At 62.8% G+C, this 26,224-nt stretch carries 26 protein-coding genes; 3 read left to right on the forward strand and 23 right to left on the reverse strand.

Annotation, left to right across the window (positions count from 1 at the left end):
- Nucleotides 1-24: 24 nt before the first annotated feature.
- From IGB42_RS04355 to IGB42_RS04365, 3 genes are read right to left on the reverse strand one after another with little or no spacing between them, the layout of a single operon-like run.
- Nucleotides 25-375, reverse strand: coding sequence for a DUF3147 family protein (locus tag IGB42_RS04355; RefSeq protein WP_159667337.1), 351 nt, complete (start codon nucleotides 373-375; stop codon nucleotides 25-27).
- Nucleotides 363-1,004, reverse strand: a complete 642-nt coding sequence (locus tag IGB42_RS04360) for a DUF2238 domain-containing protein (RefSeq protein ID WP_159667340.1) — start codon at nucleotides 1,002-1,004, stop codon at nucleotides 363-365. Before IGB42_RS04360 ends, IGB42_RS04355 begins: the two co-directional genes overlap by 13 nt.
- Nucleotides 1,001-1,747, reverse strand: coding sequence for a helix-turn-helix domain-containing protein (locus IGB42_RS04365; RefSeq protein WP_159667343.1), 747 nt, complete (start codon nucleotides 1,745-1,747; stop codon nucleotides 1,001-1,003). The genes IGB42_RS04360 and IGB42_RS04365 overlap by 4 nt, the downstream gene beginning before the upstream one ends.
- A gap of 128 nt (nucleotides 1,748-1,875) precedes the next feature.
- Between IGB42_RS04365 and IGB42_RS04370 the strand changes: the two genes are divergently transcribed.
- Nucleotides 1,876-2,673, forward strand: a complete 798-nt coding sequence (locus IGB42_RS04370; protein WP_159667345.1) for a hypothetical protein — start codon at nucleotides 1,876-1,878, stop codon at nucleotides 2,671-2,673.
- On the opposite strand, the gene IGB42_RS04375 is transcribed toward IGB42_RS04370, so the two are convergent.
- The 20 genes from IGB42_RS04375 to mraZ all read right to left on the reverse strand — a co-directional run bounded on the left by IGB42_RS04375 (nucleotide 2,670) and on the right by mraZ (nucleotide 24,701).
- Nucleotides 2,670-3,713, reverse strand: a complete 1,044-nt coding sequence (locus IGB42_RS04375) for an FUSC family protein (protein ID WP_159667348.1) — start codon at nucleotides 3,711-3,713, stop codon at nucleotides 2,670-2,672. The genes IGB42_RS04370 and IGB42_RS04375 overlap by 4 nt on opposite strands.
- A gap of 82 nt (nucleotides 3,714-3,795) precedes the next feature.
- Complete coding sequence (gene msbA, locus IGB42_RS04380) at nucleotides 3,796-5,529, reverse strand: lipid A export permease/ATP-binding protein MsbA (RefSeq protein ID WP_159667351.1); 1,734 nt, start codon at nucleotides 5,527-5,529, stop codon at nucleotides 3,796-3,798.
- 275 nt (nucleotides 5,530-5,804) lie between these two features.
- Nucleotides 5,805-6,527, reverse strand: coding sequence for a 16S rRNA (uracil(1498)-N(3))-methyltransferase (locus IGB42_RS04385; protein ID WP_159667354.1), 723 nt, complete (start codon nucleotides 6,525-6,527; stop codon nucleotides 5,805-5,807).
- On the reverse strand, nucleotides 6,527-6,709 hold the full coding sequence (locus IGB42_RS04390) for a hypothetical protein (RefSeq protein WP_159667357.1): 183 nt from the start codon (nucleotides 6,707-6,709) through the stop codon (nucleotides 6,527-6,529). The genes IGB42_RS04385 and IGB42_RS04390 overlap by 1 nt, the downstream gene beginning before the upstream one ends.
- Before the next feature lie 3 nt (nucleotides 6,710-6,712).
- Nucleotides 6,713-7,627: a UDP-3-O-acyl-N-acetylglucosamine deacetylase gene (gene lpxC, locus IGB42_RS04395; protein ID WP_159667360.1), complete on the reverse strand. Its 915-nt coding sequence runs from the start codon at nucleotides 7,625-7,627 to the stop codon at nucleotides 6,713-6,715.
- Between the two features lie 239 nt (nucleotides 7,628-7,866).
- On the reverse strand, nucleotides 7,867-9,033 hold the full coding sequence (ftsZ, locus tag IGB42_RS04400) for a cell division protein FtsZ (RefSeq protein WP_159667363.1): 1,167 nt from the start codon (nucleotides 9,031-9,033) through the stop codon (nucleotides 7,867-7,869).
- A 42-nt stretch (nucleotides 9,034-9,075) separates the two neighbouring features.
- The gene (ftsA, locus tag IGB42_RS04405) at nucleotides 9,076-10,308 is read right to left on the reverse strand and encodes a cell division protein FtsA (RefSeq protein WP_201799821.1); all 1,233 of its coding nucleotides are present in this window, start codon (nucleotides 10,306-10,308) and stop codon (nucleotides 9,076-9,078) included.
- A gap of 111 nt (nucleotides 10,309-10,419) precedes the next feature.
- Complete coding sequence (locus tag IGB42_RS04410) at nucleotides 10,420-11,163, reverse strand: cell division protein FtsQ/DivIB (RefSeq protein WP_159667366.1); 744 nt, start codon at nucleotides 11,161-11,163, stop codon at nucleotides 10,420-10,422.
- A gap of 126 nt (nucleotides 11,164-11,289) precedes the next feature.
- Complete coding sequence (locus tag IGB42_RS04415) at nucleotides 11,290-12,207, reverse strand: D-alanine--D-alanine ligase (protein ID WP_159667369.1); 918 nt, start codon at nucleotides 12,205-12,207, stop codon at nucleotides 11,290-11,292.
- Nucleotides 12,208-12,215: 8 nt separating this feature from the next.
- Nucleotides 12,216-13,607 carry a UDP-N-acetylmuramate--L-alanine ligase gene (murC, locus tag IGB42_RS04420; RefSeq protein ID WP_159667372.1) on the reverse strand — a complete coding sequence of 464 codons (1,392 nt, stop codon included), beginning with the start codon at nucleotides 13,605-13,607 and terminating at the stop codon, nucleotides 12,216-12,218.
- Entirely contained in the window at nucleotides 13,604-14,698 is a 1,095-nt protein-coding gene (gene murG / locus IGB42_RS04425; protein ID WP_174764166.1) for an undecaprenyldiphospho-muramoylpentapeptide beta-N-acetylglucosaminyltransferase, read from the reverse strand. Before murG ends, murC begins: the two co-directional genes overlap by 4 nt.
- Nucleotides 14,695-15,882 (reverse strand): putative lipid II flippase FtsW, encoded by a 1,188-nt coding sequence (ftsW, locus tag IGB42_RS04430; RefSeq protein WP_159667375.1) that lies wholly within the window; start codon nucleotides 15,880-15,882, stop codon nucleotides 14,695-14,697. Before ftsW ends, murG begins: the two co-directional genes overlap by 4 nt.
- A complete protein-coding gene (gene murD, locus IGB42_RS04435; RefSeq protein ID WP_159667378.1) occupies nucleotides 15,879-17,270 on the reverse strand; it encodes a UDP-N-acetylmuramoyl-L-alanine--D-glutamate ligase in 1,392 nt (463 codons plus the stop codon). The genes ftsW and murD overlap by 4 nt, the downstream gene beginning before the upstream one ends.
- A gap of 4 nt (nucleotides 17,271-17,274) precedes the next feature.
- Nucleotides 17,275-18,360, reverse strand: a complete 1,086-nt coding sequence (gene mraY / locus IGB42_RS04440; protein WP_159667381.1) for a phospho-N-acetylmuramoyl-pentapeptide-transferase — start codon at nucleotides 18,358-18,360, stop codon at nucleotides 17,275-17,277.
- A gap of 3 nt (nucleotides 18,361-18,363) precedes the next feature.
- A complete protein-coding gene (gene murF, locus IGB42_RS04445; protein ID WP_308419204.1) occupies nucleotides 18,364-19,722 on the reverse strand; it encodes a UDP-N-acetylmuramoyl-tripeptide--D-alanyl-D-alanine ligase in 1,359 nt (452 codons plus the stop codon).
- The gene (locus IGB42_RS04450) at nucleotides 19,719-21,200 is read right to left on the reverse strand and encodes a UDP-N-acetylmuramoyl-L-alanyl-D-glutamate--2,6-diaminopimelate ligase (protein ID WP_159667384.1); all 1,482 of its coding nucleotides are present in this window, start codon (nucleotides 21,198-21,200) and stop codon (nucleotides 19,719-19,721) included. The genes murF and IGB42_RS04450 overlap by 4 nt, the downstream gene beginning before the upstream one ends.
- On the reverse strand, nucleotides 21,201-23,051 hold the full coding sequence (locus IGB42_RS04455; RefSeq protein ID WP_159667387.1) for a penicillin-binding protein 2: 1,851 nt from the start codon (nucleotides 23,049-23,051) through the stop codon (nucleotides 21,201-21,203).
- Nucleotides 23,048-23,347, reverse strand: a complete 300-nt coding sequence (ftsL, locus tag IGB42_RS04460) for a cell division protein FtsL (protein WP_159667390.1) — start codon at nucleotides 23,345-23,347, stop codon at nucleotides 23,048-23,050. Before ftsL ends, IGB42_RS04455 begins: the two co-directional genes overlap by 4 nt.
- Nucleotides 23,344-24,273, reverse strand: a complete 930-nt coding sequence (gene rsmH, locus IGB42_RS04465; protein WP_159667393.1) for a 16S rRNA (cytosine(1402)-N(4))-methyltransferase RsmH — start codon at nucleotides 24,271-24,273, stop codon at nucleotides 23,344-23,346. The genes ftsL and rsmH overlap by 4 nt, the downstream gene beginning before the upstream one ends.
- On the reverse strand, nucleotides 24,270-24,701 hold the full coding sequence (mraZ, locus tag IGB42_RS04470; RefSeq protein WP_159667396.1) for a division/cell wall cluster transcriptional repressor MraZ: 432 nt from the start codon (nucleotides 24,699-24,701) through the stop codon (nucleotides 24,270-24,272). The genes rsmH and mraZ overlap by 4 nt, the downstream gene beginning before the upstream one ends.
- A gap of 267 nt (nucleotides 24,702-24,968) precedes the next feature.
- On the opposite strand from mraZ, the gene IGB42_RS04475 reads away from it, so the two are divergent.
- Nucleotides 24,969-25,136 carry a hypothetical protein gene (locus tag IGB42_RS04475; RefSeq protein WP_159667399.1) on the forward strand — a complete coding sequence of 56 codons (168 nt, stop codon included), beginning with the start codon at nucleotides 24,969-24,971 and terminating at the stop codon, nucleotides 25,134-25,136.
- Between the two features lie 63 nt (nucleotides 25,137-25,199).
- On the forward strand, nucleotides 25,200-26,132 hold the full coding sequence (gene msrP / locus IGB42_RS04480; RefSeq protein ID WP_159667402.1) for a protein-methionine-sulfoxide reductase catalytic subunit MsrP: 933 nt from the start codon (nucleotides 25,200-25,202) through the stop codon (nucleotides 26,130-26,132).
- Nucleotides 26,133-26,224 lie beyond the last annotated feature (92 nt).

Raw genomic sequence — 26,224 nt, forward strand, 5'->3', positions numbered from 1 at the left:
CCAGCAGGGTTTTGATGGCGGCTCTTAAAAGAGCACGATGCCCCAGCGCTTGAGCAGCAGCGCAAACAGCGCGAAACACAGCATGGTCATGACCATGCTGGCCGCCAGCGCCATGCCGAAACCCCAGCGCTGTATCAGCCACGGGAATAGCAGAAACATCGGCAGGGTGGGCACCACGTACCAGAAGGTGTAGTACGCGTGGTTGGCAATCTTCTCCAGCGGCTGCTTTTCCAGGTACAGCCAGCACAGCGTCAGCACCGTCACCAGTGGCAGCGAGGCCAGCAGCGCGCCGAGCTTGTCGCTGCGCTTGGCCAGCTCGGACACCAGCACCACCACGGCCGCGGTGATGCCATATTTGAGGATCAGGTAGTACATGGTGCCTCCTCTCCCGTCTTGCCGCGCTGGCGGCGGTAATGCAACCACCACAGCAGGCTGCCCAAGGTGGCAGTGAGCATGTCCTTGTGTGCATCCCACATATCGCCCTGCTGGCCGTTATAGGCCTCTGCCTGACCGGGCGACAGCGTAATGGCAATCAACCACTCGAACCACTCGTACCAGAGGCTGGTGACCATGATGGCGGTGATCGCCACCAGAAAACCGCAGCGGCAGCTTTGCCGGTAGCGGCGTATCACGTGTGCGGCAATCGGCGGCGTCAGGCAGAAGCCATACAGCAGGTGCACCAGCCGGTCGAAGTGGTTGCGTTGCCAACCCAGCACCTGGTTGAGCGAGATGCCCATTGCCGATTGCATCCAGCGCTCGTAGGGTACGTTGGAATACAGCCAGCGTGCAGCGATGCAGTGCGCGGCAATGAACAGCGCGATCAGTAGATAATCACGCTCGCTCAGCGGGTAATGGCGGCGATACCACCACAGCGCCACGAAACCGATCAAGGTAAGCGAGCTGTGCAGCGCTTGCTCTAACGGCCACAGCGGCTTGATCCAGCTGGCGACGAAAACCAGCAGCATGAACGTGGTGGTAGTACGGTACGACGGCAGCAGCCTCATGCGCCACGATCCGGCCGGCGCAACACAGCAAAGGATTGCGGCTGCCATTCACGCATGGCCAGCAGCACCCCGGTGCCATGGCGATGCGATAGTGGCACGTTCAGGCTCTCGCGGTGCAGCTCGGCCAGATCCTGGCGCAAGCGCTGCAGCTTTTGCCGGAACTGCAGCGCCGCCGCTTCGCTGAGCATGCCGTGCAGGAACAGCATGGTCTCGCCCGGGCCATCAAAACCGGCATCAAGGAAATCCGGCCGGCCCTGCTCGCGGAAGTAGCGCAGTATCGGGCCATCCGCTCGCCAGTCGAAATCGCGGGTGATATTGAGGCGGATGCGGTTACCCGGCAACAGCGTGATCAGGCCCATGCGATCGAGCTGCAGCAGCTTGGCAATGCACACCGGTTCGCTCAGCGTGTAGCTGGCAATGATGTCGGCCATGGTCCAGTGATTGAGCGCGCCCACCGCCACCAGCAGCAACTGGCTATCACTGACGAGCTGCGCCTCCTGCTCCTCGCTTAGCTGCTGCAGCGCGCTGGCGCGCTCCTGGCTGGCGGCCACCAGCTCGGCCAGCGTGAGATCGGCCAAGGCTGCCAATGCGCACAGCCGGTCCACGGCGATGCTGTCGCCACTGAACAGGCGCTTGAGCGTGGGTTCGGACACACCCAGTTGCTGCGCCGCATGGCGGTAGGTGATGCCCAGTGCCTTGAAACGCTGTTTGAGGGTATCGAGCAGGCGACGGGTTTCGTTCATGGATTGGAGGCGGTCGGGTATCGTTTTTTGATACCGGGCAGCGTAAATGCTGCGACGTTTTCCGGCAAGGTTTCATGTGCTGGTCGTTCCCGCCATGCTGCACGCATTCCGTTTACATGGAGAGGACCATGCAACGCAGCAGTGCCGTTTTACCCACATTGATCACCGTCATGCTGATCGCAGCCATGCTGGCCCACGGCCCGATTGCACAGTGGCAGGATTATCACCGGTTTGCCGATCACCGCAGCTGGCTGGGCGTCGCCAATGCGGCCGACGTGTTGTCCAACCTGCCATTTGCGCTGGCCGGCCTGTGGGGGCTGCACGGCCTGCTGGGCAAGGATGCAGAAACCGCCTGGGGTAACCTGGGCCATGCGGCGCCGGCTTACCTGATCTTCCTGTGCGCATTGCTGGCGACTGCGGTCGGCTCCGCGTGGTATCACTGCGCGCCGGATGACCAGCGGCTGGTGTGGGATCGCCTGCCGATTGCGCTGGCCTGCGCCGGCTTGCTGGCTGCTGTGCGTGCGGAATCGCGTGCGGGCAGTGCATTCACTGCGCTGCTCAATGCCCTTGGGCTGTGCGTGCTTGCCATAGCCAGCGTGGCATGGTGGGCATACAGCGACGATTTGCGGCCCTACCTGCTGCTGCAAGCGTTACCGCTGCTGCTGATTCCGCTGTGGCAATACCAAGCAAGCGCACCGCTTGCCCGCAGGCTGGTGTTTGGCGAGGCACTGGGCTGCTATGTGCTGGCCAAGGGGGCGGAACTGGCCGATGCGCAGATCCTGGCGCTGGGGCTGCGAGTCAGCGGACATACGCTCAAGCACCTGCTGGCGGCCCTTGCTGCAGCGTTGATCGTCGCGCATCTGCGCACCCGGGTAAGGCAGCGCCACACCCGCCTCAGCGGGCTGGGTTATCCGCGCGCGGCCTAGCCATCCGGGCCATCGCTGCGGATACGCGCCAGCAGATGCCGGCGTGCGGCCACGTTGAAGATCATCAGCCCGATCAGCGCCACGGTGGAGCCCACCAGCACATCGGTCAGGCGGATGCGCAGCAGGCTGATGTCGCCGCCATCGTGCAGCCAGACGATATCGAGCAGCACCAGCACCAGCGCCGTCATCGCAGCGGCATGTGCCCAGTAATTGCGGGCCATGCCCAGCGGCCGCAGGAACGCGAATAGCACCACCCAGATCAGCAGATGGCCGGGATCGTGGCTGAAGCGCACCACGCACCAGGCCAGCGGCACGCCCACCAGCGTGCCGACAGCGTTCTGCAGCAGGCGCCGCAGGCTGTCCTGGCCATCGGGCTTGAGTACGAACAACGTCACTGCGGCGATCCATGCCGGCCGCTGGAATTCCAGCGCCAGCGCCAGCCATAGCGCCACGGTGCAAGTAAACGCAAAACACAGCGCGTGGCGCAGGCCGGCGTTGCGCCCCGCCAGGATGCGCCACAGCCCCAGCTTCAGCCCCTTGTGTGCATCGCGCGACTGCTGCCACAACAGGCTGTCGAGCCCGGTGATGGCCAGGCCCACGCCAAAGCCGAGCAGTACATAAGGCACCGCGGAGAGCGGAAAACCCGGCGTGTAGGCGTAGATCAGCAATACCAGCGCGGCCAGCCGCAAGATGGTTTCCAGCGCCAGGTCATTGCCGTCCACCCAGCCGATGCCGAACGACAGCACTGCCAGCAACGGCAGTACCCAGCTCTCGTGCCGGCCCAGATACACGCCGAATGCGCCGCAGGCGATGATCAGCACCGCGCCGGTCAGCTGCGTGGTGACGCGATGGCGGAAAGAGCCACCGAAATCGATCAGCGTGGCATACAGGCCACCCAGCACGCCGAACAGGATGCCGGCCGGCTGGTTCATCAGGATGGCAACCAGCGCCGGCAAGCCCACCGCGAACGCCGAGCACCACGCCTTGCGCCACGGGTTGGTGGTGGGTTTGAGCTCCAGCAGGTGCAAGGGCAGGCGCATGCGGTGTGCTCCCGGTTCGGTGCATCGCCCGTTGGCGATGCGGCTTGATCAGCTGCGGCGAGGCAGCACGGTACTACTCGTCCTATTCGGCAAACTGCACGCGGTGCATTTGCGCGTAGGCGCCGCCATTGGCCAGCAGCTCGGCGTGGCGGCCGGATTCGATCACGCGCCCGGCGCGCATCACCACGATGCGGTCGGCGCTTTCTATGGTGGAGAGGCGGTGTGCGATCACCAGCGTGGTGCGGTCCTGCATCAGGTTTTCCAGCGCGGCCTGCACCTTGCGTTCCGATTCGGTATCCAGTGCGGAAGTGGCTTCATCGAGGATCAGCACCGGCGCGTTCTTGTAGATGGCACGCGCAATTGCCAGCCGCTGGCGCTGTCCGCCGGAGAGCCGCACGCCGTTCTCGCCCAGCATGGAATCAAACCCCTCCGGCATCGCCTCGATGAAATCGATGGCGAATGCCGCCTCCGCCGCTGCGCGCACGCGCGCCATGTCCGGCTGCGGATCGCCATAGGCGATATTGGCGGCCACGCTGTCGTTGAACAGCACCACATCCTGGCTGACCACGGCGAACTGCCGGCGCAGATCGGCCAGCTTGTAATCGGGCAGCGGTACGTCATCGAGCAGGATGGTGCCGCTACTGGGCTCGTAGAAACGTGGCAGCAGGTTGGCCAGCGTGGTCTTGCCGCTGCCCGAGCTGCCCACCAGCGCGATGGTTTCGCCACGTGCCACGCTGAGGTTGATACCGGCCAACGCCAGGTGCTCGGCATCGCCGTAGTGGAAATCGACATTGTGGAATTCGATGCGGCCTTCGCTGCGGCCCAGTGCAGTGGTGCCGGCATCGTTTTCGATATCCTGATCGAGCACCGCAAACACCGATTCGGCGGCGGCAAGGCCGCGGTGCATCACCTGGTTGATCTTGGTGATGTTCTTGATCGGCTGTTGCAGCGCCATCATCGCGGTCATGAATACGATGAACGCACCAGCAGTCAGCCCGCCCGCCTGGGCACGCAGCGTGGCAAAGTAGACGATCACCGCCAGCGTGATACCGATCAGCAGCATGATCAGGCCGGAATTGAGCGCGGCAGTGGCCGCCTGCTTGGTGCTGAGGTTCTTCACGCCGCGGTTGCGGCTGGAAAAACGTCCTTCCTCATAGCTGATGCCGCCAAACAGCTTGACCACGCGCTGGCCGGCCAGGCTTTCATCGAGGATGCGCGTCATCTCGCCCATCGCGGACTGGGTTTCGCGCGAGATGCGGCGCTGGCGCTTGCCGACGATGGCAATGCTGGCGGCAACGCCCGGCAGCAGGATCAGGCACAGCAGCGTCAGCCGCCAGTCGTGGTACAGCATGATGGACAGGTAAACCACCAGCGCGATCGAATCGCGGCACAGCACGGTCAGCGTCTGCACGCCGGCTTCCATGATCTGGTTCACGTCGTAGGTGACGCGCGACAGCAGCACGCCGATGGAAGACTGATCGTAATAGCGCGTGGGCAGTCGCATGTAGCGGGCAAACATCTTTTCGCGCAGATCGTGCATCACGCGGGCGGACAGCCACGTGCTGGTGTATTCGTTGCCGAAGTTGGAAGCCAGCCGCAATACCGCCAGCGCCAGGATCTGCACCGGCAGCACCCAGATGTTGCTGCGCGCCAGCGCATCGTTGGACAGGTTCTTGTCCACCAGCGGCTGCAGCAGCGACAGCAATGCGCCATCCACGATGGCCGCCACCGCCATGCACACGACGGTAACGATGATCACGCGCCAGTACGGTTTGATTTCGCCCAGCAGGCGCAGGTAAAGCTGACGACTATTCATGCCGGATCACGCAAGGGAATCGAGTCCGGATTATAGCCGCCCGGCTGCGCCGGCCGTGGGGGAATCACGGTCAAAATGCCACGCCGGGCCGCCCGCATGCGGCCAGTCCCAATAACGAGCGACAGCGAGGCGCTCTCGCTACGGCGAGGGCGGGTGTGTGGAGCCGGGCAGGAGCGCCGTTGTTTCATCCGCAGCAAACGGCGAAAACCCGGCTTGGCCGGGTTCTTGATGCCACTGCACAGCAACATGCTGGCCAGGCAAAACGGCAAGGCGCTTCAATAGTCGCCGTAGCGCGCCTGCAGGATGGCGGCCATGGCCGGGCCAGCGGTTTCGGTACGGAGGATGCGCGGGCCCAGGATGATGGGCAGGTAGCCGGCATCACGCGCGGCAGCTTCCTCGGCGGCGGACAAGCCGCCTTCCGGCCCCACCAGCACCGCGGTGCTTTGCGCGCTGGGCGGCAGGCCGGCGGCGCGCATGGCCCCCACCGGCGACAGCAGCAGCTTGAGGTCTGCCGCCAGCGGCGTGGCGAGGAATTTATCCAGCGCCATCACATGGTCGATCTGCGGCACGCGCGTGCGCTCGCATTGCTCGCACGCGGCCTGCGCCACCGCGCGCCAGTGCGCCAGGCGTTTTTCCGCCCGCTCGCCACTCATGCGTTGCTGGCAATACTGGCTGTACACCGGCACGATGCGGCTGATCCCCAGCTCGGTGGCTTTCTGCACCGTGTAATCCATGCGCTCGGATGCCGATACCGCCTGCACCAGCACCAGCTGCAACGCGGATTCGCGGTCTGCGGCAGCGAATGCGCCAACCGCCACATCCACGTTCTTCTTGCCCATCGCGGTAATGGCGGCGCTGTATTCGCCGCCCTGGCCGTTGAACAGCGTGATGGTTTCACCCGGCTGCATGCGCAGCACCTGCACATGGCGCGCCACGCCCTCCGGCAAGGCGAACGCAGTGCCGGCCGCCAGCGCGGCATCGATGAAGAAACGGGGCATCAGTGAGCCAGCCTGTCGAGTGCCAGGCCGGCAAACATCACCAGCATGCCGCCCAGCACGATGAAAATGGTCCAGCGGATCAGGCGCAGCCAGAAGGCATCTTGCGTACGCCTATATTTGAATGTGGCAAAGCCGATCAGCACGATGGCGAGGATGACAACGACACGCAGCAGCGCAAACATCGGCTAGATCGACAGCGGCGGCAGATCATGGAAGGAACTGGGCACGTCTTCGCGCTTGTCGAAGCTGACGATCTCGTAGCTGGTCGGGTCGGCCAGCAGCGCGCGCAGCAGCTTGTTGTTCATTGCGTGGCCGCTCTTGTAGCCGGAAAACGCGGCAATCAGTGGTTGCCCGAGGATATACAGGTCGCCGATCGCATCGAGCACCTTGTGACGGACGAATTCGTCCTCGAAGCGCAGGCCGCCTTCGTTCAGCACGCGGTATTCATCGATCACGATGGCGTTTTCCATGCTGCCGCCACGCGCCAGCCCGTGCATGCGCATGTATTCCACTTCGTGGATGAAGCCGAATGTGCGCGCGCGGGAAATCTCGGATACGTAGTTGGTATTGGCAAAATCGAGCTCCACTGTCTGCGCGGAGCGCTTGAACGCCGGGTGCTGGAAATCGATGGTGAGCGTGATCTTGTAGCCATCGTGCGGTGTGAGCTTCACCCACTTGTCGCCATCGACCACTTCCACCGTTTTCAGCACCCGCACGAAGCGCTTGGGCGCGTTCTGGTCGACGATGCCGGCAGACTGGATCAGGTAGATGAAGGGCGCGGCGGAGCCGTCCATGATGGGCATCTCGGGCGCATCGACTTCCACCAGCACATTATCGATGCCCAGCCCGGCGAAGGACGACATCAGGTGCTCGATGGTACCGATGCGGACATCGCCATCGACCAGCGTAGAGGAGAGACGCGTGTCGTTGACGAGATCCGGCCCGACCTTGAAAAGCCGCGAGCCCGGCAGATCGCTGCGGGCAAACACGATGCCGTGATCGACCGGGGCCGGCTTCATGACGAGCGTAACCCGCTCGCCCGAATGCAGGCCAACACCGACCGCGCGCACGGCGCTTTTCAAAGTACGTTGCGAAAACATGGACGTATCCTCCCGCTCCTGGCTGGCCTTGCCAGACTACAACATGCCGGCCAGGGGCGGATCAATCTTGAACAAGCCCCGATTTTACCAGCCGCGGGTCATCGACTGGATTGATCGTTGCAATGCTCACGATTGACGTTCTTTATCTAACCGATACAGCTGCCACCCGGCCAACGGCCGGGAATGCACCCGCGAAGCCGCCGCCGCGCTCACGCGCAGCGGGCTGCCCACCCATGCAATCAGTCAGCCTGGCGACGCAGGAATGCCGGAATATCCATATCGATATTCGATACCGCCGGGCGTGCCGCCGGTTCAGCCTGTGCACCAGCGCCACGGCGCGAACGCCAGATTGCCGGGGTATCGTAGTCTTCTGCATTGAAGCCGGCGTTATCGGTGCCGGTTTTCAACGATTGCGTCTGCACCACCGACAGCTCCGGCTTGCCCTTGCTGTTCAGGCCGGTGGCAACCAGGGTCACGCGGATTTCATCGCCCAGGCTTTCGTCATATACCACACCGTGCTTGACCAGCGCGCCATCGGCCACGCCGGCTTCGATGATCTCGAGCGCCTGGCGGATTTCCGATTTCTTCAGCGTGTTGCGGCTGGCAGAGAAGTTCACCAGCACGCCGCGTGCACCCTTGAAGCTGATGTTGTCCAGCAGCGGGCAACGGATTGCCTCTTCGGTGGCCATCACCGCGCGGTCGGAGCCCGATGCGTGGGCGGAACCCATCATCGCCATGCCCATTTCGCGCATCACGGTTTTCACGTCGGCAAAGTCGACGTTGATCAGGCCCGGGTAGTTGATGATCTCGACGATGGAACCGACCGCGTTGCGCAGCACGTCGTCTGCGGCGCGGAATGCTTCGTCGATGGTCACGTCTTCACCCAGCACTTCTTCCAGCTTCTGGTTGGAAACCACGATCAGCGAATCCACGTAGCGGCTCAGCTCGTCGATACCCTGTTGCGCCACTTTCTGGCGGTTGCCTTCGTCGAGGCCCGGCTTGGTGACCACGCCTACGGTCAGGATGCCTTTCTCGCGCGCCACCTGTGCAATCACCGGTGCTGCGCCAGTGCCGGTACCGCCGCCCATGCCGGCAGTGATGAACAGCAGGTCTGCGCCGTTGATCAGATCGGCGATGTGCTCGCGATCTTCTTCCGCTGCCGCGCGGCCGATATCCGGATTGCAACCGGCGCCGAAGCCCTTGGTCAGTTCATGGCCCAGTTGCACCACGTCCTGCGCCTTGGAAAGCTTGAGCACCTGTGCATCGGTATTCGCCGAAATGAACTGCACGCCGCTCATTGCGTGCTCGATCATGTTGTTGATTGCGTTGCAACCCGCGCCGCCCACACCGATGACCTTGATGTTGACGTGATGCGCTACTTCCTGGACTTCAATCGTCAATGCCATTTTGTTTCTCCTCTGACCCGATATTACTGATACAGCTACTGATTAAAAGTTGTTCTGGAACCACGATTTCATGCGGCCCAGGATGTCGCCGAACGATCCATCCCTCTGTCGTCCGGTCGGATTTTTCTGGTATTGCTCATGCGCCAGCAACAGCAGGCCCACTGCTGTCGAATAACGCGGGTTCTTCACCACTTCTGCCAGGCCGCCCACGTATTTGGGCAGGCCGATACGCACCGGCATGTGGAATATCTCTTCGGCCAACTCGGTCATGCCCGGCATCAGTGAGGCACCGCCGGTAATGACGATGCCACTCGATAGCCGGTCTTCGAAACCGAAGCGGCGCAGTTCCGCCTGCACTAGGCCGTACAGTTCTTCAACGCGCGGCTCCACTACTTCGGCCAGCGTGTGGCGGCTCATCTGCCGCGCACCGCGCTCGCCCACGCCGGGCACTTCGATCATCGCTTGCGGATCGGTCATGTGGCGCAGTGCCACGCCATGCTGCAGCTTGATGGTTTCCGCCTCCGACGTCGGCGTGCGCAATGCCATGGCGATGTCGTTGGTGATCTGGTCGCCGGCAATCGGAATCACCGCGGTATGGCGGATGGCGCCGTTCATGAACACCGAGATATCGGTGGTGCCGCCGCCGATATCCACCAGGCACACGCCCAGATCGCGTTCGTCTTCGGTCAGCACCGCGTTGGCCGATGCCAGCGGCTGCAGGATGACTTCGGCAATTTCCAGTCCGCAGCGGCGCACGCACTTGGTGATGTTCTGCACCGCACTGACCGCGCCGGACACGATGTGCACGTTCACATGCAACCGCACACCCGACATGCCCAGCGGCTCTTTCACGCCTTCCTGGCCATCGATCATGTATTCCTGGGCCAGGATGTGCAGCACCTGGTGATCGGTCGGGATATTCACGGCACTGGCGGTTTCGATCGCGCGGTCCACATCGGCCTGCGTGACTTCCTTGTCCTTGATCGCCACCATGCCGTCCGAGTTGATGCCCTTGATGTGGCTACCGGCAATGCCCGTGTAGACCTCGCGGATCTTGCAATCCGCCATCAATTCGGCCTCGCCCAGTGCGGCCTGGATTGCGCCCACCGTTTTCTCGATATCGACGACCACACCGCGCTTGAGCCCGCGGCTGACCGACGAGCCCATGCCGACGACATTCAACGAGCCGTCGTCCTGTATCTCGGCCACGACGGCGACGACTTTGGACGTCCCGATATCGAGCCCGACGATAAGGTTCTTTGCGTCTCTAGTCACTGACAGCCTCTTTACAATACTTAATATTTTGCTTTAAAAGCCGCATTCAACCTACTGGTTTATTGCGTTTTCTTTATTCAATTATTTACGGTTACTTCTTTCTAGCCGATTTCATGCTTTTCCCGGCTTCGGTTTGGCAGTTTCCGCCGGCTGGTAGCCCGGCAAACGCACGGCAAAACCATTCGGATAGCGCAAATCGACGTATTCAAACGGATGCTGCTCGGCAATCAGTGCCAATGAATTGGGATAGGCGTCGGCAAATCGTTCCACCCGCGCCACCGCATCGTCACGGCCCACTTCCACAATCAGCTGGTGATCCAGCTCCAGCCGCCATGCGCGCCGTGGCGACAGCCACAGGTGCGTGGTCATTTTCTTCAGCGGTGCCAATGCCTGCTGCAATTGGCGGAAACCGTCGACCATCTGCTTTTCACTACCCGGCGGGCCTTCCAGCACCGGCAGCACTTCATTGCTGGCGGCATCGAAACGCTCACCGAAAGTATTGAGCAGCGATACATTGCCCCAGCGCGCCAATGCCTTGTGTTCTTCTATGCTCACTTCCAGCCGGTCCGGCCAGCGGCGGCGCACGCTCACTTCACGCACCCACGGCAGTTTTTCGAATGCGCCACGGGTTTTATCCAGATCCAGCGTAAAGAACGTGCCCTTGAGCTCGTTCTTGATCACGTATTGCAATTGCTCACGCGTGACATGGCTCAATTCGCCATCCACCTTGATGCCGCGGATCGGAAACAACGGCGAATGCACGCCCAGGAACAGCAGCGAATAGAACAGCAGCAGCACCGCCAGCGCCGTCAGCAGGTTGGCAAACCACAGCAGCAGTTGCGGCTTATCCCACATGGCGGCCTCCTGCACGGGCAGCATCCCGATCAACCGCGACGCTTGCGCAATGCGCGCAGCAGCCCGCGCACGCACGTGGCGCACCGGCTTGCGGAATCAGTGGATGAAGGGCTGCCGGCAACATGCTTATTTGCGCTCCAGCGTGCTGTCCAGAATCTGCAATACCAGATCTTCGTAACTGAGCCCCACTGCACGTGCCGCCATCGGGAACAGGCTGTGGCTGGTCATGCCCGGTGCCGTGTTCACTTCCAGCAGGTAGTGCTTGCCGGCTTCATCCATCAGGAAATCGACCCGGCCCCAGCTGGTGCCACCGATCACCCAGAACGCTTTTTTCACATCGTCGACGATCTGTGCGGCGGTGGCGGACGGGATATCGGCCGGGCACACATATACCGTGTCGTCGCGGATGTACTTGGCTTCGTAATCGTAAAATTCGGTGGCCGGTTCGATTTTCACGAACGGCAGCACCTGGCCGCCCAGTACCGCGGCGGTGTATTCACCCGCGCCGATGAACTGCTCGGCAATCACCAGCGGATCGTACTGGCTGGCCTCGGCAAACGCTGCCTGCAGGCCTCCCGCTTCCTTGACCTTGATCACACCGACGCTGGAGCCCTCGGTGGCCGGCTTCACGAACAACGGCAGGCCGAGCTTCTGCTCTACCGCGGCGAAATCGCTGCCGGCATCGACCAGCTCGAACGCCGGGATCGGCAGGCCCAATGCCTGCCACAGCAACTTGGTACGTAACTTGTCGAGGCCGATGGCGGAAGCCAGCACGCCGCAGCCGGTGTACGGCAGGCCCAGCACTTCCAGCGCGCCCTGTACGGTGCCATCCTCGCCGAACGGGCCGTGCAGGATCAGGAACACGCGGTCGAAGCCTTCGTCCTTCAGCGCGGACAGCGGTTTCTCGCTCGGATCGAACGGGAATGCATCGACGCCACGATCCAGCAGCGCGGTCAGCACGCCGCCGCCGCTCATCAGCGACACCTCGCGCTCGCTGGACGAGCCACCCATCAGTACCGCCACTTTCCCGTATTTCTGTTTCATATCCATCTTCATTCACCTGCCACCAGTTTTGCCGGGATGCCACCGATCGTGCCGGCCCCCATGGTGATCACCACATCGCCCGGCTGCACCACCGCAGCGATGGCTGCGGGCAGGTCGGCAATGCTTTCAACGAATACCGGCTCCACCTTGCCGGCCACGCGCACCGCGCGCGCCAGCGCGCGGCCGTCCGCGGCGACGATGGGTGCTTCGCCAGCGGCGTAAACTTCGGCCAGCAGCAGGCCATCGACGGTATTGAGCACTTTCACGAAATCTTCAAAGCAATCCCGCGTACGCGTGTAGCGATGTGGCTGGAATGCCAGCAGCAACCGGCGGCCGGCAAACGCGCCGCGTGCCGCAGCCAGCGTGGCGGCCATTTCCACCGGGTGGTGGCCGTAGTCGTCGACCAGCGTGTAGCTGCCACCAGCGGGCAGCGTCACTTCGCCGTAGCGCTGGAAGCGCCGGCCCACGCCCTGGAACTCGGTCAGTGCTTTCTGGATGGCTGCCTCGGGCGCGCCCACTTCGATGGCGATACCGATTGCAGCCAGCGCGTTCAGCACGTTGTGCATGCCCGGCATGTTGAGCGTGATGGGAATGCTGCGTGTTTCGCCGTTTTCCCACACCGCGTCGAACTTCATCTGCCCATTGGCGGCGACGATGTTCTCCGCGCGCAGCATGGCATCGGGCGTGGTGCCGTAGGTGGTGACCGGGCTGGTGAGGCGCGGCAGGATTTCACGCACGACCGGGTCGTCCACGCACAGCACCGCGCGGCCGTAGAACGGCAGGTGATAGAGGAAATCGACGAAAGCCTGCTTCAGTTTCTCGAAATCATGACCATAGGTATCCATATGGTCGGCATCGATATTGGTTACCACCGAAATCACCGGCGACAGCAGCAGGAACGATGCATCGCTCTCGTCTGCCTCCGCCACCAGGAAGTCGCCATGCCCCAGCCGCGCATTGGAGCCGGCCGCATGCAGTTTGCCGCCGATCACGAAGGTGGGATCCAGCCCGGCAGCTTCCAGGATCGACGCGGTCAGGCTGGTGGTGGTGGTTTTGCCATGCGTGCCGGCAATGGCGATGCCCTGCTTCAGGCGCATCAGTTCGGCCAGCATCATCGCGCGCGGCACCACCGGGATCTTGCGGCTGCGCGCATCGACCACCTCGGGGTTGTCTTCCTTCACCGCACTGGAAATCACCACCACATCGGCGTTCTGCACGTATTCGGCTGCATGGCCCTGATGCACGACGGCACCGGCCGCCGCCAGGCGCAGCGTGGTGGCATTGCTGCCCAGGTCAGAGCCTGATACCTCATAGCCCAGATTGAGCAATACCTCGGCGATGCCGCTCATGCCCACGCCACCGATACCCACGAAATGGATGCGTTTTACTTTGTGTTTCATCTTGCTAATTCCTCGATCACCGCAGCAACCCTGCTGGTTGCATCAGGCTTGGCAAGTTGCCGCGCACGCTCCGCCATGGCAAGGCAACTTGCACGATCTGTTTCACGCAGCAGCGCAGCAAAGCGCGCTGCATCAAACTGGTTTTGCGGCAGCAACAGGCCTGCGCCTGCATCACTCAAATACTTGGCGTTGCCAGTCTGGTGGTCATCCACCGCCGACGGGAAGGGCACCAGCACGCTGGCCGCACCCACGCAGGCCAGCTCGGAAACCGTGAGCGCACCAGCGCGGCACAGCACCAGGTCTGCATCGGCGTAGGCGCTGGCCATGTCGGCAATGAAGGCCACGCATCGGGCATCCACACCGGCAGCGGCGTAATTGGCGCGCAACGCATCAATGTGTTTTTCGCCCGCCTGGTGCGTGATCAGCGGGCGTTCGCCCACCGGCAACAAAGCCAGTGCCTTGGGCACCTGTTCGTTGAACACCTGCGCACCCAGGCTGCCGCCGACCACCAGTACCCGCAGCGGGCCGCTGCGGCTGGCAAAGCGCTCCAGCGGCTCGGGCAGGCCGGTAATCTCGCTGCGCACCGGGTTGCCGATGCAGCCATCACGGCCGGGGAAGGCACTTGGGAAGGCGAACAGCACCTTCGAAGCGATTTTCGACAGCACGCGGTTGGTCAGCCCCGCTACCGAATTCTGTTCGTGGATCACCAGCGGCAGCCACAGCGCGCGCGTGGCAACGCCACCGGGGAAGCCGGTAAAGCCGCCAAAGCCGATCGCCACGTCCGGACGGTAGCGGAAGATCACCCGCACCGCGCAGAACAGCGCCTTGAGCTGCACCCATGGCTGGCCGAGCTTTTTGATCAGGCCCTTGCCGCGCACACCGGTGATGGCCAGCGTTTCCAGCGGGATATCGTGTTGCGGCACGATGCGCGTTTCCATCGCATCCCTGGCGCCCAGCCACACCACGTTCCAGCCCTTGCCGCGCATGGCGTTGGCCACCGCCAGTGCCGGGAAGATATGGCCGCCGGTACCGCCCGCCATCACCAGCAGCGTGCGGCGGGCGGGGTTGTTCTGCAGCGGGGCGGCGCTCATTGGCCGTACCCCCGGATCAGCTGGCGGTTTTCGTAATCGATGCGCAGCAGCACGCCCAGCGCCAGCAGGTTGGCCACGATGCCGGAGCCGCCGAACGACAGCAGCGGCAAGGTCAGCCCCTTGGTAGGCATCAGCCCCATGTTCACGCCGATATTGATCACCGACTGCACGCCGATCCAGATGGCGATGCCCTGCGCCACCAGCGCCTGGTAGGCGCGGTCGAGCTTGGCGGCCTGCACGCCGATCATGAATGCGCGGAATACGATGAAGCCGAACATCAGCACCACGAAGGCCACGCCGAGGAAGCCCAGTTCCTCGGCAATGATGGCCATCAGGAAATCGGTATGCGCTTCGGGCAGGTAGGAGAGCTTTTCCACGCTGGCCCCCAGGCCCACGCCGTGCCATTCACCGCGGCCGAACGCGATCAGCGAATGCGACAGCTGGTAGCCCTTGCCGTACGGGTCTTGCCACGGATCGAGGAAGCCCAGCACACGTGCGCGGCGATACGGCGAGCTGGCGACGAGACCGACAAAGCCGATAGCCAGCAGCACGATCAGGCCGGCGAACAGCCGCCAGTTGAAGCCGCCCAGGAACAGCAGGCCCATGGTGATGGCGGTGATCACCGCGAAGGCGCCGAAGTCCGGCTCCAGCAGCAGCAGCCCCCCCACCACCAGCATCACTGCAAGCATGGGCAACAGGCCCTTGGTAATGCTCTCGACGAAGCTGCCGCCCATGAACGCGGCCTTGCGCACCGTGTAGTCGGCCGCATAGATGCAAGCAACGAACTTCATCAGCTCGGACGGTTGCAGATTGACCACGAACAGCGACAGCCAGCGCTTGGAGCCATTGACCTCGCGGCCCACGTGCGGGATCAGCACCATGATCAGCAGCACCACCGCGATGATGAATAACACCGGTGCATATTGCTGCCAGGCCTTGGTGGGCACGGTGAAAGTGGCAAAGCCGGCAGCAAGGCCGACGGTGAGGAAGATCGCGTGGCGGATCAGGAAGTAACTGGCGCGGTAGCCGGTATCCTTGTCCACTTCCGCCATCGCGATCGACGCGGAATAAACCATCACCAGGCCAAACGCGAGCAGCAGCAGCACGCCCCACAGCAACGCTTGGTCGTAGGCGTTCATGCTGGGGCGGGCGCGCTTGAGGGCCTGGTAGAAAAGCGCTTTCATTGCGGCAACGCCTTGACCGCGGCAATGAACACTTCCGCGCGGTGGTGGTAGTTGCGGAACATGTCGAGGCTGGCGCACGCCGGGCTGAGCAATACCACGTCGCCCGCTTCGGCCAGGTTGGATGCCATCATCACCGCCATCTCCAGCGTCGGCACCTGCAGCACCGGCAGGAAGGCTTCGTCTTCATCGTTGGCGGTAACGAGCGCCGACTGCGCATCGTTGAGCACTTCGGCAATCTGCGGGCCATCGCGGCCGATCAGCACCACCGCGCGGCAGATGCGCTCGCATGCGGCCTTGAGCGGGCGGAAATCCTGGCCCTTGCCGTCGCCACCGGCAATCAGCACTACCGGACGTGTCATGCCCTTGAGCGCGGCTTCGGTCGCGCCCACGTTGGTGCCCTTGGAATCGTCGTAATACGCGGCACCAGCCACGTCGGCAACAAACTCGACGCGATGCGGCAAACCCTTGAATGCCCGCAGTGCCGCCACCAGCGGGCCGGTGGGCAGGCCGATGGCTTTGCACAATGCAATCGCGGACAGCGCGTTCACTGCGTTGTGCAGGCCGGCCAATGGCAGCTCGGACGCCTTCATCAGCTCGAAATCGCCGAGGCGCAGGCTGACCTCGTCACCCTGCTGCACCAGACCGTACTCGCTGCCATTGCGCGGTGCATCTTGGCCAAACCACACCAGGTTGCGGCCGGCTTGCGCCATGCCGCGGCAATAACCGTCTTCGCGGTTGAGCACCATCACGCCCAGGCCGTTGAACACGCGTGCCTTGGCCGCGGCGTAGCCTTTCATGCCGTCGTAGCGGTCCAGATGGTCTTCGGACACGTTCAGCACCGTGGCCGCATCGGGCGCCAGCGTGTGCGTGGTCTCCAGCTGGAAACTGGAGAGCTCCAACACGAACACGTCGGCATCCGGCGTTTGCGTCAGTGCATCAAGTACCGGCAGGCCGATATTGCCGGCCACTACGGTCTTGAGGCCGGCGGCCTCGCACATCTGGCCCACCATGGTGGTGACGGTGGATTTGCCGTTGGAACCGGTGATGGCAATCACTTTGGCTTTGCCACCATCGATGGCGCGTGCCAGCAGTTCCACGTCGCCCGCATAAGGCACGCCGCGCGCGATGGCGGCGGCCGCTTCCGGCGTGGCGAGCGGTACGCCCGGGCTCAGCACCAGCAGATCGGCATCGGCAAACGTATCGGCAGTGAAGGCGCCAGCGCGCACGGCCACATCCGGAAGCTCGGCCTTGAGTGCATCCAGGCTGGGCGGCGTGGCGCGGCTATCGGCCACGGTGACGCGTGCACCCTGCGCAGCCAGCCAGCGCGCAGCCGACAGCCCGGTGATCCCGAGGCCGACGACGATGACGTGTTGGTTTGCGTAGTTCATGGCTTCACCGCAGCTTCAACGTGGCAAGACCGACCAGCACCAGCAGCATGGTGATGATCCAGAAACGCACCACCACCTGCGTTTCCTTCCAGCCTTTCAATTCGTAGTGGTGGTGCAGCGGCGCCATGCGGAACACGCGCTTGCCGGTCATCTTGAAGCTGGCCACCTGGATCATCACCGATAGCGCCTCGACCACGAACACGCCGCCCATGATCAGCAGCACGATTTCCTGGCGCACGATCACCGCGACGATGCCGAGGCCGGCGCCCAGCGCCAGCGCGCCGACATCGCCCATGAATACTTCTGCCGGATAGGCGTTGAACCACAGGAAACCCAGCCCTGCGCCCGCCATGGCCGCGCAGAACACCATCAGCTCGCCGGCGCCCGGCACGTGCGGCACGCCCAGGTAGGTGGCGAACTTCACGTTACCCGCCACGAACGCAAAAATGCAGAAGGCGCCGGCTATCAGCACCGTGGGCATGATAGCCAGGCCATCAAGCCCGTCGGTGAGGTTGACCGCATTGCTGGTGCCGACGATGACGAAATACGTGAGCACGCAGAAACCCACCGCGCCGAACGGGTAGATGATTTCCTTGTAGAACGGGATGATGAAGCCGGTATGCGACGGCAACTGCCCGGCGTTGACGAGGAACAGCCCGGCGCCGATGGCAATCGCCGATTGCCAGAACATCTTGGCTTTTGCGCTGAGGCCCTTGGGGTTTTTCAGCGCCACTTTCTTGTAGTCGTCGACAAAGCCGATGATGCCGGTGCTCATGGTCACCAGCAGCACCAGCCACACGTACTTGTTGTGCAGATCGCCCCACAGCAAGGTGGTGAGGCCGATCGACAGCAGGATCAGCGTGCCGCCCATGGTGGGCGTGCCGGCTTTGACGAGGTGCGTTTGCGGGCCGTCGTTGCGGACCGACTGGCCGACCTTCATTTCTGTCAGCTTGCGGATTACCCATGGGCCCAGCGTCCAGGAGATGCCCAGCGCGGTGATGGTGGCCAGTACCGTGCGCAGTGTGAGGTAGTTGAATACGTTGAAGGCGCGGATCGATTCACCCAGCCATTGCGTGAGGAGCAGCAACATCGCTTACTTCCCTCCTTGCGGGTCTGCACAGAGCGCGTCCACCACGCGCTCCATGCGCATGAAGCGCGAGCCCTTCACCAGCACCGCGGAATCCGCGGTGATGCTGGCGCGCAGTACAGCAATCAGCGCATCGACATCGTCAAAATGCCGGGCACCGGCAAATGCATCTGCCGCGTGCTGCATCTGCTCGCCCAGCGTGTAGAGCGCAGCCACGCCGCGTGCCTTGGCATAGGCACCGATTTCTGCATGCAGTGCCGGGCCATCGCTGCCGATTTCACCGATATCCCCCAGCACCAGCACGCTGGCGCTACCGGCATTCACCAGCACATCGATGGCCGCCTTCATCGAATCGGGATTGGCGTTGTAGGTGTCGTCGATCAGCCGGGCGCCGTTGAACGCCACCTTGGCCTGCAAGCGGCCTTTCACGCCGTGGTAGCTTTCCAGCCCATCCGCGATGCGGTTCAACGGGATGCCCAGCGCATGGGCAATGGCGGTGGTCGCCAACGCATTGCTGATGTTGTGCATGCCCGGGACCGGCAGCAGCAGCTGCGCTTCCGCATGGGGCGTGGACAGGATGAAACGCGATTCGGCCGCATCCAGCGTCACTTCACGGGCGCAAACTTCCGCGGTCTTCACGCCGAATGTCACCTGCTTGTTGCCGTTGGCGAGCCGCGCCCACAGCTCGGCGTATGCGTCGTCTGCGTTGATGACGGCGGTGCCGTCCTTGCGCAGGCCGGCAAAGATCTCGCCCTTGGCGCGCGCTACGCCTTCCACGCTGCCCAGTGCCTCCAGGTGTGCGCTGCCGGCGTTGTTGACGAGCGCGACATCCGGCTCGGCCATGCGGGTAAGGTAATCGATTTCGCCGAAATGGTTCATGCCCATTTCAACCACCGCATAGCGATGCCCGGCGCGCAACGACAGCAGCGTCAGCGGTACGCCGATGTGGTTGTTCAGGTTGCCCTGCGTAGCCAGCACTGCCTCGCTGCCCATGCAGTGCGCAAGCACTGCGGCAGTCATTTCCTTGACCGTGGTCTTGCCGTTGCTGCCGGTAATGGCCACCACGACGGGCGCAATCTTGTTGCGCCAGTAACGCGCCAGCACGCCCAGCGCCACCAGCGTATCGGCCACCACGATCTGGTTGCCACCGGCAAGGCCGGCCTCGACCACCACCGCCACCGCACCGCGCGCCAGCGCATCGGCAGCAAAGGCATGGCCGTCAAAACGCTCGCCCTTGAGCGCAATAAACAGATCACCGGCGCGGATATCGCGGCTGTCGGTGGTCACCCGCGAAAACGCGATGTCGCCATCGCCGGCCAGATGGCCGGATACGGCAAGTGCGGTTTCACGCAAATTCAACATCATGCTTTCTTCCTTTGCAGCGCGGCGCCGGCGACTTCGACATCGTCGAAGTGATGCCGTACGCCGGCGATTTCCTGATAATTCTCATGCCCCTTGCCGGCGATCAACACCACGTCTGCGGGGCCGGCAAGGCCGATCGCGTCGGCAATCGCGTCGCCGCGATCGGACTCGATGGTGTAGTTGTCGGTTCCCGTACCCGGTACACCGGCAACGCCCTTGATGATGTCCTTGATGATGGCGCGTGGCGCTTCGGAGCGCGGGTTGTCGCTGGTGATCACCACCGAATCGGCCAGCCGGCAGGCGATCTCGCCCATCATCGGTCGCTTGCCCGGATCACGGTCGCCACCGCAGCCGAACACGCAGAACAACCGGCTGCCCTGCGGCAGCAGATCGCGCAGCGTGACCAATGCTTTTTCCAGTGCATCAGGGGTATGCGCGTAATCGACGATCACCAGCGGCTTGCCGTCGCCCCCCAGGCGCTGCATGCGCCCCGGTGCGGAAGTGATGCCGTCCAGCACGCGCACCGCGTCGGTCAGCGGCACATCCAGTACCAGCAGCGCGGCAAGGCAGGCCAGCAGGTTGTACGCATTGAATTTGCCGATCAGCCGCGAATGGATGGTGGCTTCTCCGGCGGGCGTGGCCACCTCGATAGTGAGACCACCCAGCGTCATGCCGATGCGCAGTGCACGCACGTCACCACCGATGATGCCATAGCTGATCACCCGACCGGCTTGGGCCGATTGCAGCAAGCGGGCGCCAAAATAATCATCGGCGTTGATGACCGCCGCTTTCAGCCCTTCCCACTCGAACAGCCGGGCTTTCTCGGCGCCATAGGCATCCATGTCGCCGTGGTAATCGAGGTGATCGCGTGTGAGATTGGTGAAGATCGCCAGGTCGAACGCGGTGCCGTGCGCACGCGCTTGCGCCAGCCCGTGCGAGCTGACTTCCATCGCCACATGGCTGACGCCCTGATCGCGGAAATCGGCCAGCCAGCGCTGCAATGCCAGCGGGTCCAGCGTGGTGTGCGTGGATTCGGCCAGCGCCGGGTAGACACCATTGCCCAGCGTGCCCAGCACGCCGGTCTTGTGGCCCAACGCACTGAATGCCTGCCCCAGCCAGCTGGCGATCGACGTTTTGCCGTTGGTACCGGTGATGCCCGTCACCACCATCTGCTGCGACGGATTGCCCAGCAGATGGCTGACGAGGATGCCGGCCTGTGCGCGCAGTTGCGGCACCGCCAGGTTGGGCACCGTCCACGCCGGGTTCCAGCTGAAGTCCTCGGCCTCCCACAGCAAGGCTGCAGCACCCGCGGCGATGGCGGCATCGATATGGGTGCGCCCATCCGCGTATTCGCCCTGGAACGCGATGAAGACATCCCCGGGCTGCACCTTGCGACTGTCAGCCACAAAACGACGACCGGCCGCCAACGCATCGATGGCAGCCAGATCAAGTTGTGGAAGATTCCAGCTCTGCGGCTTCATCTAGGTTTCTTCCTTCACATCTTCATCTTCCTCGGGGCCTGGCAGGAGGATGTTGGTGGTGGGTGCATCGGGCGGCACGCCCAGCAATCTGAGGCTGCCGGCAACGACATTGGAAAACACCGGCGCGGAAACCATGCCGCCGTAGATACTCTTGTCGGTAGCGGGTTCGTCTATCATCACCGCAATGATCAGGCGCGGATCGGACACCGGCGCAAAACCGACGAATGACGCCACGTATTTCTTGTCGCCATAGCCGCCGGCGCTTTGCTTGCGTGCAGTGCCGGTCTTGCCGGCCACGCGGTAGCCCACCACCTGGGCACGCGTTGCAGTGCCGCCAGGCTGGGTAACTTTCTCCAGCATGCCGCGGATTTCCTGCGCCAGCTCGGCCGGAATCACGCGCTTGCCCGGCATCGGTGCCACCAGCTTGGTGAAGGTGATCGGGCGGATTTCGCCGTCGGTAGCAAAAATCTGGTAGGCCTTGGCCATCTGCATCAGGCTGACCGAAATCCCGTAGCCGTAGCCGATGGTGGCCTGCTCGATCGGGTACCAGGTTTTCCACGGGCGCAATTTGCCGGCCGCTTCACCCGGGAAGCCGGTTTGCGGCTGGCTGCCGAAACCCACCGTGGTCAGCATGTTGTATTGCGTTTCGCGCGGCATCGACAGCGCCACCTTGGCGGCGCCGATATTGCTCGACTTGACGAGGATGCCTTCCGGCGTGAGCGCACCGTAGTTGTGCGTATCCTTGATCACATAGCCGGCCATGGGCATCTGCCCGTTAGTGCCGAACACGCTGGTGTCCTTGATCGAACCGGAATCGATGGCCGCCGCAATGGTGAACGGCTTCATGGTCGAGCCCGGTTCGTACAGATCGGTCAGCGCGCGGTTGCGCTTCTTGGCCGGATCGATGCGGTTGCGGCTGTTGGGGTTGTACGACGGCGCGTTGGCCAGCGCCAGAACCTCGCCGGTGCGTGCATCGAGCACGACGATGCCGCCGCCCAGCGCATGGTAGGCATCGACCTGCGCTTTCAGCTCGCGGTAGGCCAGGTACTGGATGCGGCTGTCGATCGACAGCGAGAGCGTTTCGCCATCGCGCGGCGGCACGATGGTGGAGATGTCCTCGACGATGTAGCCGCGGCGGTCGCGGATTACCGTGCGGCTGCCCACCTTGCCTTCCAGCATGGCATTGCGCGTGAGCTCGAAGCCTTCCTGGCCACGGCCATCGATATCGGTAAAGCCGACGATATGCGCCATCACTTCACCAGCCGGGTAGAAGCGGCGGTATTCGGTCTGGCTGTAAATGCCGGGGATGTTCAGCGCCATGACTTTTTTGGCGTCGTCCGGCGACATATGCCGGCGCAGCCACAGGAAATCGGGGCGGATTTCTTCGCCCTTGTCGTTCTTGCGGCCGTCACCCAGCTTTTTCAGCAGCTCTGCGGGCGGCATGGTCAGTTGCACCGCCAGCTTGTTCACTTCATCGCGCGATACCGGCACCGGGTCTTTTTCGGTTTTCGGTTCCCAGTCGCTATCGCGTTGCTGGCCGGCCGGCAGCAACTTGATGCCGCGCGGGCTGGCCCAGATCGACTGCACCGGTGTGGAGATCGCCAGCGGCTCGCCGTTGCGATCGGTGATCTTGCCGCGATCAGCCTCCAGGCGCAGCGTGCGGGTGTAACGCGCATCGCCCTGCTCCTGCAGGAAGCCTTCGTTATAGACCTGCAGGTAAAGGCCGCGCGCCAGCAAGGCGCCGAATAACGCCAGCAGGCCGGCCACCATCAGCCAGACGCGCCAGCGCTCCAGCTTGAGTTGCTGCACATAGCGTTGCCGACCCGGCGGCGCGGTAGCTAGGCGCTTCATTCCGCAGTCACCCTGGGGCGGCTCACACCCTGGCCGTGCGGCAGGATGGCTTGCGTGCGGTTGGCACCGGGCACCTGCATGCCGAGTTTCTTGGTGGCTTCCGATTCAATGCGCGAATGCATGGCCCAGGTGCTTTGCTCCAGCTGCAGCTGACCCCATTCGACATCGAGCTTCTTGGAGTACTGCGCTTCCTTCTGCAGCTCGCCATAAAGCTTGCGCGCCTTGTGCTGGCTGGTGACGACGGACAGCGCACACAGGATCAGCATGCCCAGCAGCAGCAGGTTGAGGCGCGTCATGCCGGTGCCCCGGTGCGCTCGGCCACGCGCAGGATGGCGCTGCGCGCGCGCGGATTGGCGTCCACCTCGTCCTTGCTGGCACGGATGGGCTTGCCGACGGGCTTGAGTGGTGGCTCGGGAATATCGGCGGCACGCACCGGCAGGCGGTCAGGCAGATCGTTCTTGCTGGCGTCCTGCACGAAGCGCTTGACGATGCGGTCTTCCAGCGAGTGGAAGGCGATCACCGACAGGCGTCCGCCGGGCACCAGCCGGCTGAGGGCTTGCGGCAGGATCAGCGCGAGCTCCTCAAGCTCCCGATTGATGAAAATCCGTACAGCCTGGAAGGTACGCGTCGCCGGGTCCTGGCCCGGCTCACGGGTGCGGACGGCCGTTGCCACGACCGCGGCAAGTTCCCTTGTTGTAGAGAAAGGCTGTTCGAGCCGACGCGCAACAATCGCTGCTGCAACCTGTTTAGCAAACCGTTCTTCGCCGTAGTCACGTACCACCTCCGCTATGTCTTTTTCATCGGCGCTATTGAGCCAGTCAGCGGCAGTAATGCCGCGTGTGGTGTCCATGCGCATGTCGAGCGGGGCATCGAACCTGAAGCTGAAGCCCCTGCTGCCGTCATCGAGCTGTGGCGATGACACGCCCAGATCGAGCAGCAGCCCGTTGATCTGCTGGATACCCAGGTCGTCGAGCGACTGGGCGAGTGTGCGGAAGCCATCGTGGACAATGGTGAACCGCGGGTCCGCAATGGTTTGTGCCTCGGCAATGGCGGCCGGGTCCTTGTCGAAGGACACCAGGCGGCCGCTGGGGCCGAGGCGGGAAAGGATGAGGCGTGAATGGCCGCCGCGGCCGAATGTGCCGTCGACATACAGACCGTCAGGCTGGATTGCCAGCGCGTCGACCGCCTCGTGAAGCAAGACGGTGCGGTGTTCAAAACTCACAGCACCACACCTTCCATCAATTGTTCACGATCGTCGTCAGAGATCGCCAGCACCGAGAGATCTTTCTCGGTCCACTTCGATTCGTCCCACAGCTCGAACTTGTTGCCGATATCGACGAACGCGATGGTTTTCTCCAGGCCAGTGAGCTGGCGCAAACGTTGTGGCACCAGGATACGGCCGGCAGCGTCCATTTCCAGCTCTTCGGCATTGCCGACGACAAAGCGGCGCAGCTGGGTTTGCGCGCCGGACAGCTGATTGAGGCGATCACGCACCGGCAGCCAATCGGGCTCTGCATACAGCAACAGGCAGCCAGCCGGATCGATGGTGAGTACCAGACGGCCACTGCTCTTTGCGGACAGCAGTTCGCGATGCTTGGCGGGAATCGCCAAACGACCTTTGCTGTCCAGATTGAGAGTTGCCACGCCCATGCGTCAAACCGCCTTTGAGATGGGGGAAAATTCCACTTTCATCCACTTTTTCCCACTTCGCCCCACTATAGAGCAAATAAAAAACCGCCACAAGGGGCGGTTTCAAGAAAAGCGTTTTGATACAATCACTTAGCAATTCAGATCGCCGCTAAAGTGTTGAAAAATAAACATCAAATAAATAAAGCACTAAGCCGCACAACTTAAAGTAACACTTTAAGTGTAGTTCTCTTCCTCCTACAGCAATGCACTCCAATCCATACCATCGTCATGATCGGCAAGCTGATACGCCTTCTTCCGTGGATTTTTCTGGCCTGGATACTCTGGCAGGCAATCAATCCGCAATTGCGCAACGACATCCACCGCAGCGTGCATATCGCTGCCATTGTGTTGCTGCTGGCCAGTTGCGTGGCACTGGGCTGGCACCTTTTGCATTAGGCTGTGTCATATCCATCCCGTTTGAACGACTACAACGAATTGAGGATCAACAGGAGCTACGCCATGCCGCACTTGCCGCAATCGGGCGACATATTGCCATCCGAGATCACGCCGGAAGCCGTTTATCTGAATCGCCGCCAATTGATAGCTGCCGGTGCGGGCCTGGCAGCAGCCGGCCTGCTGCCCACCGCGCAGGCGGCGGGTGAGCTTGCCGCCAAGCCCAGCCGCTACAATGTGGGCGGCGAGGAAAAGAACTCGCTTGAGCAGATCACCCATTACAACAACTATTACGAATTCGGCACCGACAAGGACGACCCGGCCAAGAACGTCGGCACGCTGAAAACCCGGCCATGGACGGTGCGCGTGGAAGGTGCGTGCGAAAAGCCGCAAACCTTCGATATCGACAAGCTGCTGAAGCTGGTGCCCTTGGAAGAACGATTGTACCGGCTGCGTTGCGTGGAGGCCTGGTCGATGGTGATCCCATGGATCGGCTTTCCGCTATCCGAGCTGCTCAAGCAGGTGGCGCCGACCTCCAAAGCCAAATACGTGGAATTCACCTCGCTGGCCGACAAGAGCCAGATGCCGGGCCTGCTGGCGGGTGTTCTGGACTGGCCTTATACCGAGGGCCTGCGCATCGACGAAGCCATGCACCCGCTCGCCATCATGGCGGTGGGCCTGTACGGCAAGGTGCTGCCCAACCAGAACGGCGCGCCCATCCGGCTGGTGGTGCCGTGGAAATACGGCTTCAAGAGCGCCAAATCCATCGTGAAGATCCGCCTGCTGGAAACCCAGCCGGCCACTGCCTGGAACAAGGCCGCCCCCAATGAATACGGTTTCTATTCCAATGTGAACCCGGAAGTGGACCACCCGCGCTGGAGCCAGGCCACCGAGCGGCGCATCGGCGAATTCCTGCGCCGCAAAACGCTGCCATTCAATGGCTATGGCAATGAAGTTGCGGGTTTGTACAAAGGGATGGATTTGAAGAAGTTTTATTGATTGGGTGGTTGGTGGCAGTCCAAGCGCCAATCTTATGTTGGCGCCTGCGGCGGGGTGTTTAGGGCGGCATGCGGGACGCACTCCCGCCCAAA

The sequence above is a fragment of the Andreprevotia sp. IGB-42 genome, assembly GCF_009848685.1.
In the GTDB taxonomy this organism is placed as follows: Bacteria; Pseudomonadota; Gammaproteobacteria; order Burkholderiales; family Chitinibacteraceae; genus Andreprevotia.